Here is a 15,969-nt window from a genome sequence, read left to right as displayed (position 1 = left end):
GCGCAGTGAAACGTTACGGGAAACTGTGGAACTGTAACGCTAACAGTAAACCGATCGGCGGTGTTTGAAAAGCACAAAATAGGTGCTGATCAGGTTATGTTCTGGTCAACGAGGTCACTTGAGCGCGGCGTCGAGCAGGCTCTCCAACCGGCCGAGGTCGCTGCCCAGTTCAGCCGTGGTTCGACGCACCACGGCCACGTCTTTGCCGATGAATTCGCCGACCCTGGCGATGAAGGCGTCGGCCGAGCCGGTCGCCGCGATTCCGCCCAGCGCCCGGCTTGCCGCACTGCCGTGGGTGAGCGCGTTCAACAGCGTCTTCTCGTCGACGCCGAGCCGATCGCCCAGGCGCACCGCTTCGGCCACCACGCCGATCTGTGCCGCGAACACCGCGTTGTTCACCAGCTTCACCCGTTGCCCGGCGCCGACCGGACCCACGTGAAGCGCCGGATCGGCATACGCGGTCAGCACCTCGCGGGCGCGGGCGACGGCGTCGTCGGCGCCGCCGGCGAACACCGTGACGGCGCCGGCCGCGATGTCGTGCGGCCCGCCGCTGACCGGCGCGTCGATGACCGCCACGCCGCGGGCCGCCCCGCGTTCGGCCAGCGCCTCGGCGGTGTGTGGACTGCCGGTGGTGTGCAGCACGAGCACCGAACCTTCCGGCATGTCATCGATCAGACCCGGGCAGAGGTCGCGGACCTGATCGTCGGTGAACACACAGACGATCACCACGTCGGCCCCGGCCGCGACGGCGACCGCCGAATCCACGGGCTCGGCACCGAGTTCGGCCACCGCGGCGCGTTTGTCGTCATCCCGGCCGAGTGCCCGGACCAGGTGGCCGGCGTCGGCCAGGCGGCGCACCATCGGTGCGCCCATCCGTCCGGCCCCGATGAACCCGACGCGCATCAGCGGGGATGGTCCATGATGGTCAACGCATTGTCGGCGGCGGTAAAGACTGCGCCGTGCGGGGCCGCCGCGTCGTCGGCCAGGCTGGCGGCATGCCGGCAGTCCTTCTGCAGCAGCGCGCCGGCGATCGGTGCCAGGTTGTCCAGTGTCCCGCCGAACATCGCGATGCTGTTGAGGGCCTTGCTGGTGGCCGAACCACGGCTGATGACCTCGCACAGCGCGGTGCGTGGAACACCAAGCGCCTCACCGAGTTCCAAGGCACTCATGGCCGCACCCAGGTTGGCGCTGAACAGCAGGTTGTTCAGGATCTTGGCGACCTGGCCGGCGCCGACGGCACCGAGGTGCACGATCGGATCGGCATACGTGGCGAACACCGGGCGTACCCGCTCGACGGTCTCCTCGTCACCGCCCACCATCACCAGCAAGGTGCCGGCCGAGGCCGCGGGCTCGCCACCGCTCACCGGGGCATCGATGACGGTGACGCCTTGTGCCGCAGCCTTTTCCGCCAGCTCGCGACAAGTGTCGGGATGCACCGTCGAGTGGATGGCGATGACGCCACCCGGGGCCAACCCGGCCAGCACCCCCGTCTCGCCGTCGAGCACCTGACGTACGTCGTCGTCACCGACCACGCACAGGCAGACCAGGTCGCTGGCGGCGGCCAGTTCCGCCGGGGTGCCCGCCGTCTTCGCCGCGGTGTCGGCGAACGGTTCCAAAGAGGCCGGACGCCGTGCCCACAGGGTGGTCTCGAACCCGCCTTCGACGATCCGCCGAGCCATCGGCGCCCCCTGGCTGCCCAGCCCGATAAATCCGACTCGCATCAACCTGCCTCCACTTCCACTTCGGTGCCGGCTCGATCGGCCAGGCATTCATCGGCAAACGACAGCACCTTGCGGTGATAGCTTTCGGCTGTCAGACCCACACTGAGGTTGTGGCCGCCCTCCGGTAGCTCCCCGGTCTGCACCCGTGGTGCGACCGAGAACATCGCCGCGATGGCGGACAGCGCCTCGGGATCGGATTCCCAGACGTTCTCGTATTCGCCCGCGAGGAACTGCACCGGGACCCGGACCTGCCCAGCGAGCGCCGGAAAGTCCTGGCGTGCCCAGGTTTTGACGATCTCACCTTCGTAGGCCGTCCCGCCGGCCGCCAGGCCGGCCCCGATCACGTCGGCCGGGTACAACCGCGCCGGCTCCCACAGCAGATCGCGCAGACCACGCGGCCGGGGACGTTCGGTCGAGGCGCCGGCGAGGACCGCGCGTGCGCTCTCGTGATACCGGCGGCCGGTCCCGGCCAGCGAGACGCCGAGCACCTCGGGGCGCTGCACGGCCAGGTGCAACGCCAGTTCGCAGCCCAACGAATGGCCCAGGACAAACAGATTCGACAGCCCGGCGATGCGCTCGATCGTGCCGACCGTCAGGGCCACCCGCTGGTCGGGGGACACCATCGCATCGGGGTAGGCCGCCGACGCGCCGTAGCCCGGGCGATCGAGCGCGATCACGGTGTATCCCTGGGCGACGGCAAGGCGCAGCAGTGAGAGTTCCGGGTGACCGGGGCAGTCGAAGTAGGCCGACATGGTCGCCCCGCCGTGCAGTGCGACCACGACGGCGCGCGGGTCGGGGGACTCGGCGACCAACGCCGACATCGGGACCCCGTCGACCATCACCACCCGGGGATGCGGAACTGCCTTACTCATGGGACACGCGTCAATCGTCCCGACGCATCAGCAGGACGCCGCTGGGCGTCAGGCCGCCGCTGCTGGCGACCGCGACGCGCGCGCCGGAGACCTGGCGTTCCCCGGCTTCCCCGCGCAGCTGGGTGACGGCCTCGTGGATCAGGCCCATGCCGTGCGTGCGGCCGTGCGAGAGCTGACCACCGTGGGTGTTGAGCGGGATGACGCCGTCGCGGGCGATGTTGTGACCGCCGTCGAGGAAATCCTTGGCCTCACCGATACCGCAGAAGCCCAGGCCCTCCAGCCAGGACAGGCAGTTGAAGGAGAATCCGTCGTACAGCTCGGCGACGTCGACATCGCTGGGCCGCAACGAGGTTCGTGACCACATGTGAGCGCTCTGACCGAGCACCTGCGGTTCGTGGGTCAGGGTGGTCTGGTCCCAGTCGAGCCGTTCGATGATCTGGGTGCCGACGGCCTCGAACAGGATCGGCGGCTTTGCCAGATCCCGCGCGACGTCCACCGCGGAGACGATGACGGCCACCGCACCGTCACACGGGACGTCGCAGTCATAGAGGCCGAACGGCGTGGTGATCATGCGGGCCGACAGATAGTCGTCCATGGTCAGCGGATCACGGTAGATCGCCGTGGGATTGAGCGCTGCGTTGGCGCGCTGGTTCAGTGCGATCCAGCCGAGTGTCTCCCGGGTGGTGCCATACCGGTCGAAATGCCGGCCGGCGTTCTGCGCCAACGTATGTGCCGCGGAGGTGGCGCCGAACGGGTGCTGCCAGTTGTCACTGCGTCCACCCATCGGAGGGGACATCTTGCCCTCCTTGACCAACTGGCCGAACGTGGCCTCCCACAGCGTGCGGAAGCACAGCACGTGCCGGGCCATCCCGGTGGCCACTGCCATCATCGCCGCGATCACCGAACCGCCCGGACCGAAGGTGTCCATGCCGCCGTTGATCCATGTCGGCCGCAGGCCCAGCGCGCCCTCCAGGGCGCTCACGCCACCCTCGCCCATCCCGGCGATGGCCAGCCCCGGATACGTCGACAGGCCGTCGATGTCGTCGAACGTCAAACCCGCATCGGCGACCGCCTTTTCGGCAGCCTCGATGGTCAGCTTCACCGGCGGCACCATGAGCCGACGCCCGATGGTGGACATCCCGATGCCGGTGATGGCCGAGTGGTCCTCGAACTTCTCCTTGGTCAGCATCGGCCGCACATACTTGGCGACATCTGCGGGAGCGATCGGTTCGGCGACGGGGGGAGTGGCGGTGGTGTCGGTCGACGGCTTGAACACCGGCAGCCAGACGTCTTCGAGATGCTGGAAGTCGACCTCCACGGGCATGCCCAGTTTCAGGTCGTCGGCGTCGCATTCGACGATGTTGGTGGTCAACCGGACCCGGGGATCCTCGGCGATGGCCACCTCGGCCACCACGTACGGCGGTGGCAGGTCGGGGAAACCGAACCGGTGGTTGACCGTGAACCCGGCCAGCGAGCCGCGGCCGGAGACGTCGCGTACCCCCATGTTGTGGCTGCGGCAGTAGCGGCAGATCGGCTGCGGCGGGTGGATGAGCGCGCTGCAGTCCTGGCACTCCTGGATACGCAGGACGCCATCGGCGCCCGCGGTCCAGAAGTACTCGTTGAGCGTGGTGACCGTCGGGAGCGGACGTCCCCGTATCTGTGACAACTCGACTCCGGTGGTAAGCAGGTTATTCTGTGTGGAGAATCACGTTACCAGTCTGCGGGAGCGGTGATCCAGCCCCGGGTGTCAACCTGCCTCGCGCTCGCCCCGCACCTCTTTCAGCTCGATGATCGCGTGCACCGGGCAGTCCAGCAGCGCGCGCCGTACGGCCTCCTCGTCCGCCGCCGGGATGTTGCCGTCGCCTTTCAGCACGGCATACCCCCAGTCGTCGAGGGGGAAGTACTCCGGCGCGTGCTTGGCGCACAATCCGAAGCCGTCACACAACGTGCGATCCAGCTTGACCCTCATACCGTCACCACCGCCTCCAGAGACTCCACTTCGTACGGGCGTGCCGCGGTGAAGGCACCGTAACGGCAGGTCTGGCAACCATTTTCGAGATGGAGCGCCACCACGTCGGGGAACTGTGTCAGAAGGCTGGCCGCCACGTTGGCCGCGCCGTCGAGCGTCGCGCAGGCACCACGGCCACGCAACACCACCGACCAGCGCTTGAGCCGGTCGAGGTCTTCCTGGGTGGCCACGCCGTCGCGCAACCCGACGGCGACCGCGGCCATCGCGGCGGTGCCGTTGAAGCACGATCCGCACTGGCCGGCGTTCTCTCGGTCGAAGTAGGACAGCACCGACGCCGCGACCGCCACCGGGCAGTCGTCGGTGAGGATCCCGATCGCACCGCAGCCCAGCCCGGTGCCCAGAGCCCGAACGGACTCGTGGTCCAGTGTGGTGCCGACGATGTCCCGGTTGATCAGGCCGGCGAAGTACCCACCCATCAACGCCCCGCGGACACTGTCCGGCGCCACCCCGTGCAGCGTCAGCAGATCGGCGAAGGGGATGCCGTGGGGAACCTCGTACAGCGCCGGCGGACGACCGGCCCCGGTGATGGTGGCCAGAAACGTACCGGGGGAGCCCTCGGTCCCGAGCTGCCGGAAGGTCTGTGCGCCGTGCTGGTGCACATAGGCCAGGTGGGCCAGCGTCTCGACGTTGCTGATCAGTGTGGGCTTGCCGGCCACCCCTTCCTCGAACGGGCGTGGAGGCTTGTCGGTGGGTTTGGCCGGGCCGCCGTTGACGGCATGGACGGCGGCGGTCTCTTCACCGGCGACGTAACCCGGTGCGACGGTGAGCAATTCGATTGCCACCCCGTCGAATTCGGCGGGCAGCTCGGCGAGTGCCCGTTCGACGCAGGCGGCCGCCTGCCGATCTGAGACGTACATCACGGCGCGATCGGCGCCGACGACCCCGGCCGCCAGGCGCAGGCCGTCGAGGACGGCATGGGGACGGTGGCGCAGTAACCAACGGTCCTTGATCGAGGCCGGTTCCCCTTCTTCGCCGTTGGCGATCACCACGGTGCCTGTTGTGGCGCCGCGGCGCCCGTTGTCGCGTACCGCGCGCAGTTTCACCGCCAGGGGAAAGGCCGCACCGCCACGGCCGAGCAGACCGCTCGCCTGCACCTCGGACAACAGGTGGTCCGGATCGGTAAGGGGCGCATAGCCTCCGCTCTGGCGGTAGTCGGCCAGGTGTTCGGGCCCGTCGCGTAGCAGGCGCGCGGTGATCCCCGGCCAGGCCGCAACGGTCAGTTCGGCAGTCATGGTCACATCCCGTCCCCGGTTAGGCTTACCGGCATGAGAACTGCGGTGGTACGCGTCGGTGTCGACCCGGCTGGGGAGCTCGGGCCACAGCAGCTATCCGAAGGCATGGCAACGCTCCGGGAGCTGCTGGCCGAACGCGGCGCCGAGGTGCTGGACAACCAGCTCGCCGGACTGCCCGCGCATCGCCGCGAGGTCGAGGTGTTGATCGCCGGTGACGATGCGCCAGAGCTGCAGGCCCTCGCTGTCCAGCTGTGCGCCAAGGCCTTTGGTACCTCGCCCACCCCGGGTGTCGTCACGTTCGTCAGCCGGGGAACCGATGAGGACGCACTGGGTGTGCTGGCCGGCTTCGGCCTGAGCGGCGAGGTGAGCCGGGCCACCGGCGGCGACGGGTGGGACGTCGTCACGGTCACCCTGAAAAAGGCCGGCCTGGCCCGCATTCCGGAAAGCCGCATCCACACGGCGCTGGAGGCCTCGTTGAACTGCGAAGTCCACATCACCACGGTTTGAGCCCGCGCGTGCGGGGCTCATGACGACCTCAGGAACTCGATGATCGCCGGGGCGGCCTGCACCCAGGTGTCGAACAGGCAGAACGTCTTACCGCCGCTCTGGGCGAATTTCTCACCGGCACGTTCCCAGGCATCCTCCGGCCAAGGCGGGTCGATGAGCGTGGAGCCTTTGATCAGACAGCTCACCTCAAGCGAGGTGCGCTTGGGATGATCCCAGTCGTTCTCGCCGCCCCGGATGATCAACGTGGGAACGGTGATGTTGTCGAACATCTCGTCCGGTACGCCGGGAATCGTCTGGCCGGGCTTCGACACAAAGGCGTTGAGCCAGCGCAACATCACCTTGAGGAACTCGTCGGGGTCGAGATCGAGCAGGCGCTGGCGGTTGGCCGGGTTCTGCTCGATCCGTTCGCGCCATTCCGGCACGTTCAGCAACCCCTCGATGCCCAGACCGCGCACCGCCAGGATGCTCGGCGTCACGTAATGCCCGCCCAGGACGAAGGAGCCGTACACCCCGCCGACGATGTTCCACACCACCAGCTTTCGCACGATTTCGGGATACAGCATCGTGGTCAGCATCGAATCCCGCGCTCCGCCGGAGCCACCGAGGATGTAGCACGGCCCGATATCGAGTCCGGTGATGAGCTTGTAGAGCGTCTCGGCGCGCATGTGCGATTCGCTCTGCCCGTAGAACTGGACGTCGGAGCGGCCGCAGTTGGGCCGGTCCCACAGCAGCACCCGGTAGCCACCCTCGACGAGCGCCTCGGCCAACGGTCGCAGGCCCGGGATGTCCTTGCTGAACCGGCCGCCCGGGGTGAGGGCGATGAAATCGCCTTTCTCTCCGAAAATTTCGTAGACGACGTTGCCGCCGTTGATCTCCAATGTCTTTTCGCCCGGCTTGAGTTCCGGGGCGCCGAGAACCAGCTCACTAGTCACGCCATCACCAACACTTCGTTGTCCACGACCCGCACCGGGTAGGTACGGATGCTCCATTCCGGCTTCACCGCGGTGGTGCCGGTTGCCAACTCGAAACCCCATTGGTGCCAGGGGCAGTAGATGTACTCCATGTCGCGCACCATCACCGCGTCGCCCGGGACGTTCTCGTCGACCACGGTGCGGCCCCGCGCCCGGCCCGAGCACAGTGGACCGCCTTCGTGCGGACAGTAATTGGCGATGGCATAGAACGTGCCGTTGACGTTGTACACGCCGACACCGTGGCGGCCGATCGGCACCAGTTTGTGTGTGCCGGGCGGGATTTCGTCGACGGTGGCGACGACGTGCTCGCGTCCCTGCGCGAGCCGGGGGCGCTTGTCCGGTTCACTCATCAGAAAACCCGTACCTGCCCCTCGAGGACCGGAACGGTCTCGGGCAGCTTGTACGTCTCGATGCCGTTGCGGAACATGATGGCCTCACGCGCATGCTCGGGGAGGTGCTTGACCAGCCACCGTGGATCGTCGAAGGTCCAGTGCGGGTAGTCGCTGGAGTACAGCAGGATCTTCTCGCACTCCATCCACTCGAAGGCCCGCGACAACTCGGTCTTGTCCTCGGGGTAATCCAGGGGCTGGGTGGTGAACTTGATGTGGTCTTTGACGTATTCGGAGGGCTTGCGCTTGATGTCCATCCAGCTCTTGCGCGCCTCGTAGATCGCATCCATGCGCCACATCAGCGGCAGAATCCAGGTGAACGCATGCTCGACGAACACGATGCGCAGCGTCGGGAACCGGTCGAACACCCCGTCGAAGATCAGGCTCATCACCTGGTTGGCCGCCAACAACGAATAGCTGACCATGAAATCGTGGTTGTAGCTGGGCAATCCGACCGGCGGCGTCGGCAGCGTCTCGAACTCGCCGCGCGACAGATGGCAGCTCACCGTGATGTCGTGCTTGGTGGCCGCCGCCCAGATCGGGTCGTACTTCGGATCCCCCCAAGACGGCCGCGGCTCGGCCTTCATCAGGATCTGGGCCATGAAGGGATGTTCGGCCCACTCTTCGATCTCGGCCACCGCGCTCTGCGGTTCCTCGATGGCGATGCAGATGGACCCGCGCCAACGTTCATGCCAGTTGTTGTGCGGATCGAGCCAGTGGTTGGCCAGCCAACGGTTGACCGCGGTGCAGTATGCCGCGGTGGCCTCACTGAGCCGGTGCTCGGAGTGCGTCGGCTCCAGAATGGCGATGTCGGAGCCCGCCTCCATGATGAGCTGACGCAGTGCCATGTCGGGATCGCTGCAGGCAAACTCCCCGTCCGGCGGAAACGCGTCGACCCGCATGGCGTAGGCGTGCGCGTAATCAGGTGCGTCGTAGTAGATCTGCTCGCCGACCTTGTGGCTCAGGAAGTACTTGCTGCGCCACGGTTCGGGGATGTAGTCGAGTAGTTCACCGCGGCGCGGCATCGGGTGCACGTCGGAGTCGACGCACCGGATCGCGATCCGCTCTTGTGCCGGCACCCGTGGATTCGTCGTTACGGACATGATTACCTCCCTGGTCAGGCGTTACTGTGCCGCAACGGCAGTGGTCGTCAGCGCGTCTTCCAGGCCGTACAGCTCGGCGGCGTTGCGCCACAACAACTTCTCGCGCTGCTCGGCACTCAGTGCGCCGGGGATGGTCGGCTCGTTCAGTTGCCAGTGCGGGTAGCTGGAGCCGAACATCACCATGTCTTCCTTGCCGGTGAAACTCAGCCACTCCCCGGCGAAGTCGACGTCACCGGGACCGTCGAGCGCGCCTTGGACGAAGTAGACATGGCCCGGCAGGTAGTCACTCGGCATCTTGGGCGCCCACGGCGTCTGCTCCAGATGCGGTCGTCCGAAGCAGTCCATCCGCCACATGAACGGCGTCAACAGATCCGCGGCCCCGTCGGCCCAGACGAATTTCAGCTCGGGGGTCCGCTCGAATACGCCCTCGGCGATCATGTTCATCAGGTGATAGATGTAGTTGAGCGCCATGAAGCCCAGGTACTGCTCATAGGTCCGGGTCTTGCCGGACGGGGTAGGCGCGAACTGGATTCCGGCACCGCCCTCGATGTGGACGGCCACGGGCAGCCCCGCCGCGGCGGCCGCCTCCCACAACGGCCAGAACTGTGGCTTTCCATAGAGTTCGCGCGACTGCATCGGGATGCCGATCTGCACCACGCGGGGATGGTCCTTGTACTTGTCGATTTCGCGCAGGGCACCGGCGATGTCGTCGGGATTGACCCGGATGGTGCCTCGGAAGCGGTCGCCGTAGGTCTCGTGTTCGAGCCAGCGCTGCACCATCATCGCGTTGTGCGCCGCGGCCAGCGCGGTGCCGAGGTGACGGTCGGGCATGATGCCGCGGGTCATCGGGTGCAGGATCGCGAGGTCGACGCCGCGGTCGACGAACAGATGCTGTGCGGCGATGTCCGGATCCGAGCCGGGATACTGACGGTCAGGTCCCTTGGTGCCCTTGGCATATTCGCCACCCGGTGCGCCGTACCAGTTCATCTCGTAGTCGGGAAAACCGCGGCTGGCGAACGGCTCTTTGAGGAAGTTCTGCCGCAGGTCTTTGTTTGATCCGAAGAAGATGTGCACGCTCGCATCGATCAGCGGCGTTTGCGTCCCGTCGGGCTGGGCCGGGTCTTTCAAAGCCAAAACTTCCTCCGATGTTCGTCCGGAACGCACGGTCGGTGGCGACGGGCGCGTGCCGCCGGACCTCACCGCCAGTCTAGATCCATATTCTTCGATATCAAGAACATTGTTCTCGGACAACTTAAGCACTTCGCTGCAGGTCGGCGGCGGTGCTGGTCGGATGCCCGGCGCCGAAATTGGGAGAACCGATACTTGCCTGGGGAGAACGTCGAGACGTCGGAGGAGAATGCTATTCTCCTTTCGAATCTGACAGTGCGGCAGGAGGCGGCGGGTGCTTCTCGAATTCGATGCCGATCAGCGGTTGTGGCAGGAAACCGTGCGCGATGCGGTGACCAAGCAGTGCCCGGCCACGCTGGTCCGCGAGGTGGCCGAGCAGGGTGTCGACCCGACACCGCTGTGGCAGAGCTATATCGACCAGGGCTGGACCGAGCTCACCGACTCGGAGAACGCCGTCGAACTGGCCATCGTGCTGGAAGAACTCGGCCGGGCCACCGATCTGACGCCGTATCTGGCCACGATGACGCAGTACGCGCCGTTGGCGGGGGAACGCTTCGACGCCGGCACTGCCGGCACCGCGGTGTACAGCGGAGTGACGGCCAACCGGGATACCGCCGGATGGGTGCTGACCGGAACCGCCCACCATGTGCTCGACGGTGACCGGGCCGAGAACCTGGCCGTGGTGACCGATGCCGGGGTCTTCCTGGTCGACGCGGCCAAGGCGGTCGCCCGTCGCACCGCGGTCTTCGACCCGGTGCTGCATGTGGCCGAGGTGACCTTCGACGGTGTGCACGTCGAGGACACCGACCGCGTGCACGTCGACCTCGAGAAGGCGCGCCATCTGGCCTTGACCGGGATGGCGATCACGATGGTCGGCGCCTGCCAGCGGGTGCTCGACCTCGCTCTCGAGCACGTCAAGCAGCGTCAGCAGTTCGGTGTGGCGATCGGGTCGTTCCAAGCCGTGCAGCACAAGGCCGTGGACATGCACGTCGCGATCGAACGGGCGCGGGCACTTTCCTACTTCGCGGCGCTGACGATCGCCGCCGACGATCCGCGGCGGCGGCTGGCGTCGGCCATGGCCAAGGCGTCGGCCGGGGAATGCCAGGCGGTCGTCTTCCGTCACGGCCTGCAGCTGTTCGGCGCGATGGGCTTTACCTGGGAGAACGACGTGCAGTTCGCGCTGAAGCGGGCCAAGTCGGGGGAGCTGCTGCTGGGCGGCGCCGCCGAGCACCGCGCGCAGATCGCCGCCGAGTACCGCACCACCTACAGGGGACTGTGACATGCAGCTGACATACGACTCCGACGTCGAGGAGTTCCGCGCCGAGTTCTCCGCATTCCTCGACGCCAACCTGCCGTCAGAAGCCCAGACGCTGGAGCGGCCCACCTCCGTGTCGCACATGCCGCAATGGGCGCGCGACTGGCAGCGGCTGTTGTTCGACAACGGCTGGCTGCTGCCGGCCCAGCCGCCCGAGTTCGGTGGCCGCAACGCCACCGTCGTGCAGACCTTCGTGCACCTGGATGAGCTCTGCCGGCGCCGGATCTACCACAGCTTCAATCCCCAGGGCGTCAACATCATTGCGGCCTCACTACTGACGTTCGGCTCCGAGGAGCAGAAGCAACGCTGGGCGGTTCCGGTACTGCGCGGTGAGAAGACCGCCTCGCTGGGGATGAGCGAGCCCAGCGCCGGCTCCGACCTCGCCTCGCTGCGCACCCGCGCGGTACGGGACGGCGACGAGTTCGTGGTCAACGGCCAGAAGGTGTGGACCTCGGGCGCCCACGACGCCGATTGGTTGCTGACCTTCGTGCGTACCGATCCAGATGCGCCAAAGCACAAGGGAATCAGCGTGCTGATCATCCCGACCGACACCCCCGGCGTGGTGTGCCGGCCGTTCGCGGACATGACCGGCGAGGAGAACCTCGACTTCAACGAGGTCTTCTTCACCGACGCCCGGGTGCCGGCCGAGAACCTGGTCGGCCCGCTCAACGGCGGTTGGGGCGTGGCCAACGGGTCACTCGGGCACGAGCGCACGATGATGTGGCTCGGGTTCGCCGACCGTATCGACAACATGTTGGCCGATTTCCACCCGAAGACCGAGTTGGAACGCGACCAGTACGCGACCACGATCATGGACTATCAGGCCTTGCGCGCCATGGGGTCCGCGGCGCTGGCGAAGGCGTCGCGCGGCGAGGCGGACACCGCCTCGGTATCGGTGCTGAAGCTGTTCGGTTCCGAAGCCGAGCGCAACGCGTTCGAGAACGCACTGACCGCGGCCGGGCCGGACGGGTTGATCCACCCGTCCACCAGTGGGCCGTACGCACACATGAACCTCGACCACTACTTCGCCAGCTGGTTCGAGCGGTACGCCCGCAGCTTCGGCGGCACGATCGCCGGTGGCACCTCGGAGATTCAGCGCAACATCATCGCCACCCAGGTGCTGGGCTTGCCCCGGCGCTGACCTTTCCTGCGCGAGCAGACGTAAACCCCCCTATTTCCGGCCTGAAATAGGGGGGTTTACGTCTGCTCGGCGAAGAAATGACGGCGGAACAAACGTTAGGTTAGAGTCGGCGGGTGTTCACCATGCGCTTCGACCTGCGGGCGCCGCACACCCCGACCGCCGACCTCTACCGGGCCGCGATCGACATGTGCGCCTGGGCCGAGACGCGGGGTGCGGTGATGGCGGTCTTGTCCGAACACCACGGCACGGCCGACGGACATCTCGCTGCGCCCCACGTCCTCGCCGCGGCGATCGCCGCCCGGACCGAGCAGCTGGCGATTCTCCTTGCCGCAGTGCCGATCACGTTCTGGGATCCGGTCCGGCTGGCCGAGGAGATCTGCGCCCTGGACATCATCAGCCGGGGCCGGGTCTGGTTTGCGTTCGGGATCGGACACCGCGCCGAGGAGTATGAACACTTCGGCGTGGACATGAGCATCCGCGGCAAGTTGGCCGACGAGCGGCTGGCGCTGGTGCTACGTCTGCTCACCGGGCAGACCGTCGAACACGAGGGACGCCGGATCACGGTGACACCCGGATGTCTGACGCCCGCGGGTCCCACCATGCTCGTCGCGGGTGGCACCCGGGCCGCGGCGCGCCGGGCCGCACGGCACGGACTCGGCTTCATCTCGCAGGTCGCTGCGCCCGAACTCAAGGATTTTTACGACGCGGAATGTCGCGCGAACGGACACGAACCAGGACTGGTCCAGTTTCCCGTGCCGAACACCCCGACCGCGGTGTTCGTCGCAGACGATGTCGACCGGGCATGGGATGAGCTGGGCCCCTTCATTCTTCATGACGCGATCACGGCAGCCGCTTACCGGCACGGGGACGATTCGGTCGCGAGTATCTCTCGTGCCGACACCGTCGCAACGCTGCGGCAGGCCGACGGCCCATATCGGATCCTGACGGCCGACGAGGCGGTCGGCTTTGTTCGCGAGGGCAGACCTTTGCCGTTGTTACCGCTGTGCGGTGGGGTGCCGCCCGACATGGCCTGGCCCTATCTGGAACGGGCCGTCACCGCGACGGCACAAACGTAAACGCGAGGAGCCGAACATGAATCGACCGTTGCGCATCGTCGTGTGGGCGACCGGGGGTGTCGGGTCCATCGCTGTCGACGCGATCGCCGGAAGACCCGATCTCGAACTGGTCGGCGTCTGGGTGCACTCGGCGGCGAAGGTCGGTCAGGATGCCGGCGTCCTGGCCGGGCGTGATCCACTCGGTGTGACGGCCACGGATGATGCCGACGCGCTGATCGCCCTGCGGCCCGACTGCGTGGTCTACACCGCCAGCGGGCCGGACCGAGATGCCGCCGCGGTTCCCGACTACCTGCGGTTGTTGGCGGCCGGCATCAACGTGGTCTCAACGACATCGACCAGTCTGATCTATCCGCCGGCGTATTACTCGGCCGCCTGGCGCGACGAGTTGGAGGAGGCGGCCAAGACGGGCAACTGTTCGTTCTACGCCTCGGGTGTGTTTCCCGGCTTCGGTTCCGACGCATTGGCCCTGACGCTGGCCACCCAATCGAAGAAGATCGACCGCCTTACGGTCACCGAGGTTTCCCTCAACGATCACTACCCGGTGGCCGACGTGATGATGGACGGTATGGGTTTTGGCCGTCCGCTGGACTTCGAACCGATGCTCAAGACGCCCGGCTTTATCGAGATGGCTTGGCAGGCACCGATATACCTGATGGCCGAGGCCATGGGCGCCGAGTTGTCCGAGGTCCGCGGCACACTCGACCGGCAGCTCACCGACCACGACATCGAGGTGGCGTTCGGCACCATCGAGGCGGGGACCTGCGGGGCGGTGCGCACTCGCGCGGCCGGGGTGGTGAATGGACGCGAGGCCATCGTGATCGAGCACATCATCCGGATGTCCCGCGACGTCGCACCCGATTGGCCCGCATCGGAGTTCGACGCCACCTACCGGGTGAACATCGAAGGCGAACCCGACATCCATTGCGCGATGAACCTCGGCGCCGACGAAGGGCATGGTGCCGGCCGGGCGGCGATGGCGGCCACCGCGATGCGGGTGGTCAACGCCATCCCCTATGTCGTCGATGCGCCGGCCGGTCTGCTGAGCTCGCTCGATATCCCGAATACGTTGCCGCGGTACGCTTTCGACTAGTCGGCAGCTACCGTGCGATCACACCGCGCAGGCTGGTGTCCCGTACGTGGATCTGCGATGCGCGGGTGCCCAACTGCCGCAGGATGTTCTCCGGGATCCAGCCCACGCCGATCACCGACCGGGCCAGCGTCTCGTTCGACGGGCTGTCGATACTGATCTCGCCGGACTTCACCCCTGCCGCGAGAAGTGACTTGACCTGTTTGACGCGTTGCATGAACAGCCAGCCGGGGTTGGGCGTGTCCGGCGGCGACTGGCGCATCCACGCCAGCTGAATCCTGAACTCGTCTCCGAACTGGTCCAGCGCGTTGGTGTGGATCCAGCTCAGCGCATCGAGCTTTTCGATCGTCGTGCCCTCGGACCCGAGGACTTCGGTCCAGCCGACGGCGATCTTCTCTCCGAAAGACTGCATGATGGCCGCCAGCAGTTCGTCCTTCGACCCGATGAGCCGATAGACCGTACCGGTGCCCATGCCGGCTGCCGAGGCGATGTCTCGCACCGTCGTACCCTCGTAGCCGCGCCGGCCGAACTCGGCCCGCGCCACCGCACGGATATGGGCGGTCTTGTCGTCGGCTTCGGAGGCGGTCTCCTCGGTCCAGCTCCGCACCACGGCGTCGGCCGCTCTGAACGGCACGGATGCGTCGAGTTCGGCGTCGCTGGGGTCGCCGGTGGACAAGCCTTCCAGAAGAATCCGGCACAGCAGGGTCGCGACCTTCTCCGGGGCGGCGTTGTGGCGCATGACGTCGAGACCGACCTGGAGCATGGACTGGCTGATCCGGTCCGCCAGCACCGCGAGATCGACGTCGGACCGTAGGTAACCGGCCCATCGCGCGGCCCGCAAGGTCTGCTGCATGGCCTCCAGCGTCGCGGTCGGGCGGCGCTGAGCCAGCGCGATGAGCTCCGGGTTGGAGCTCGGGCTCTCGTAGAACGACATCTGCAGCGCGGCCCGGTGGGCGACCGCGCATCGAGCGATATCGGAACCGATCATGGCGATCCGGTCGAACGGCGAGGCCGGATCGGGGCCGTCCAGCCGCTTCTGGGCCGTCTCGGCGATGCGATCGAGATCATCGTGGTACCGCCGGAGCAGTTCGACCAGGATCGCTTCTTTGGATTCGAAATGGTGGTACAGGCTGCCGGGCAGGATGCCTGCCGCATCCGCGATCTCCTGCAGCGACGTGCGCAGGCCCGACGTGGCGATCAACGTGGCCGCGGTCTCGAGAATCTCGGTCCGGCGCGTCCGATCCTCAGCTGCGGAGCCAGCGTCGATTGCGCGACCTGGGGTGCGCTTGAGCGTCTTACGCTCCCCAGGCGTCACCTGGGGACGGCCCACAGCGGCTCCACGATGATTGCTGGCTCCCGTCATGCGATTTGGGTGTCCGACCCAATATTTGGTTAGAG

At 66.8% G+C, this 15,969-nt stretch carries 16 protein-coding genes; 5 read left to right on the top strand and 11 right to left on the bottom strand.

Translation table 11 applies throughout. The annotated features are described in order from the left end of the window. Positions 1-114 precede the first annotated feature (114 nt). The 6 genes from A5699_RS02455 to A5699_RS02430 all read right to left on the bottom strand — a co-directional run bounded on the left by A5699_RS02455 (position 115) and on the right by A5699_RS02430 (position 5,860). Positions 115-903, bottom strand: coding sequence for an NAD(P)-dependent oxidoreductase (locus A5699_RS02455; RefSeq protein ID WP_067764821.1), 789 nt, complete (start codon positions 901-903; stop codon positions 115-117). Further along, positions 903-1,721, bottom strand: a complete 819-nt coding sequence (locus A5699_RS02450; protein ID WP_067764818.1) for an NAD(P)-dependent oxidoreductase — start codon at positions 1,719-1,721, stop codon at positions 903-905. Before A5699_RS02450 ends, A5699_RS02455 begins: the two co-directional genes overlap by 1 nt. Further along, positions 1,721-2,593 (bottom strand): alpha/beta fold hydrolase, encoded by an 873-nt coding sequence (locus A5699_RS02445; protein ID WP_067764816.1) that lies wholly within the window; start codon positions 2,591-2,593, stop codon positions 1,721-1,723. Before A5699_RS02445 ends, A5699_RS02450 begins: the two co-directional genes overlap by 1 nt. A gap of 10 nt (positions 2,594-2,603) precedes the next feature. Next, the gene (locus A5699_RS02440; RefSeq protein WP_067764814.1) at positions 2,604-4,259 is read right to left on the bottom strand and encodes an OB-fold domain-containing protein; all 1,656 of its coding nucleotides are present in this window, start codon (positions 4,257-4,259) and stop codon (positions 2,604-2,606) included. 81 nt (positions 4,260-4,340) lie between these two features. After that, positions 4,341-4,562 (bottom strand): ferredoxin, encoded by a 222-nt coding sequence (locus A5699_RS02435; protein WP_067764812.1) that lies wholly within the window; start codon positions 4,560-4,562, stop codon positions 4,341-4,343. Next, positions 4,559-5,860 (bottom strand): NADH-ubiquinone oxidoreductase-F iron-sulfur binding region domain-containing protein, encoded by a 1,302-nt coding sequence (locus A5699_RS02430; RefSeq protein ID WP_067764810.1) that lies wholly within the window; start codon positions 5,858-5,860, stop codon positions 4,559-4,561. The genes A5699_RS02435 and A5699_RS02430 overlap by 4 nt, the downstream gene beginning before the upstream one ends. A gap of 27 nt (positions 5,861-5,887) precedes the next feature. Here A5699_RS02430 and A5699_RS02425 point away from each other — a divergent pair, with 27 nt between their 5' ends. Then, complete coding sequence (locus A5699_RS02425) at positions 5,888-6,361, top strand: hypothetical protein (protein WP_067764808.1); 474 nt, start codon at positions 5,888-5,890, stop codon at positions 6,359-6,361. A 17-nt stretch (positions 6,362-6,378) separates the two neighbouring features. Here the strand turns inward: A5699_RS02425 and A5699_RS02420 are convergent, their stop codons facing one another. From A5699_RS02420 to A5699_RS02405, 4 genes are read right to left on the bottom strand one after another with little or no spacing between them, the layout of a single operon-like run. Then, positions 6,379-7,293, bottom strand: a complete 915-nt coding sequence (locus tag A5699_RS02420; protein WP_067764805.1) for an alpha/beta fold hydrolase — start codon at positions 7,291-7,293, stop codon at positions 6,379-6,381. Further along, complete coding sequence (locus tag A5699_RS02415; RefSeq protein WP_067764804.1) at positions 7,290-7,682, bottom strand: Rieske 2Fe-2S domain-containing protein; 393 nt, start codon at positions 7,680-7,682, stop codon at positions 7,290-7,292. The genes A5699_RS02420 and A5699_RS02415 overlap by 4 nt, the downstream gene beginning before the upstream one ends. Next, positions 7,682-8,824, bottom strand: coding sequence for an amidohydrolase family protein (locus tag A5699_RS02410; RefSeq protein ID WP_067764802.1), 1,143 nt, complete (start codon positions 8,822-8,824; stop codon positions 7,682-7,684). The genes A5699_RS02415 and A5699_RS02410 overlap by 1 nt, the downstream gene beginning before the upstream one ends. Positions 8,825-8,845: 21 nt before the next feature. Next, on the bottom strand, positions 8,846-9,958 hold the full coding sequence (locus tag A5699_RS02405) for an amidohydrolase family protein (RefSeq protein ID WP_067764800.1): 1,113 nt from the start codon (positions 9,956-9,958) through the stop codon (positions 8,846-8,848). 268 nt (positions 9,959-10,226) lie between these two features. Between A5699_RS02405 and A5699_RS02400 the strand changes: the two genes are divergently transcribed. The 4 genes from A5699_RS02400 (at position 10,227) to A5699_RS02385 (ending at position 14,574) form a co-directional block, all read left to right on the top strand. Beyond that, positions 10,227-11,231, top strand: a complete 1,005-nt coding sequence (locus tag A5699_RS02400; RefSeq protein WP_067764797.1) for an acyl-CoA dehydrogenase family protein — start codon at positions 10,227-10,229, stop codon at positions 11,229-11,231. A 1-nt stretch (position 11,232) separates the two neighbouring features. Next, positions 11,233-12,408 (top strand): acyl-CoA dehydrogenase family protein, encoded by a 1,176-nt coding sequence (locus tag A5699_RS02395; RefSeq protein ID WP_067764795.1) that lies wholly within the window; start codon positions 11,233-11,235, stop codon positions 12,406-12,408. Between the two features lie 113 nt (positions 12,409-12,521). After that, positions 12,522-13,484: an LLM class flavin-dependent oxidoreductase gene (locus A5699_RS02390; protein WP_067764793.1), complete on the top strand. Its 963-nt coding sequence runs from the start codon at positions 12,522-12,524 to the stop codon at positions 13,482-13,484. Positions 13,485-13,500: 16 nt separating this feature from the next. Next, a complete protein-coding gene (locus tag A5699_RS02385) occupies positions 13,501-14,574 on the top strand; it encodes a dihydrodipicolinate reductase (protein WP_067764791.1) in 1,074 nt (357 codons plus the stop codon). Between the two features lie 7 nt (positions 14,575-14,581). On the opposite strand, the gene A5699_RS02380 is transcribed toward A5699_RS02385, so the two are convergent. Then, positions 14,582-15,934 carry a TetR/AcrR family transcriptional regulator gene (locus A5699_RS02380; protein WP_082957535.1) on the bottom strand — a complete coding sequence of 451 codons (1,353 nt, stop codon included), beginning with the start codon at positions 15,932-15,934 and terminating at the stop codon, positions 14,582-14,584. Between the last annotated feature and the right edge of the window lie 35 nt (positions 15,935-15,969).

Origin of the sequence: Mycobacterium sp. E802 (genome assembly GCF_001666875.1) — a bacterium.
Lineage (GTDB): Bacteria > Actinomycetota > Actinomycetes > Mycobacteriales > Mycobacteriaceae > Mycobacterium.
The sequence above is the reverse complement of the archived record's forward strand: the minus strand, read 5'-3'. Positions and strand labels throughout refer to the sequence as shown.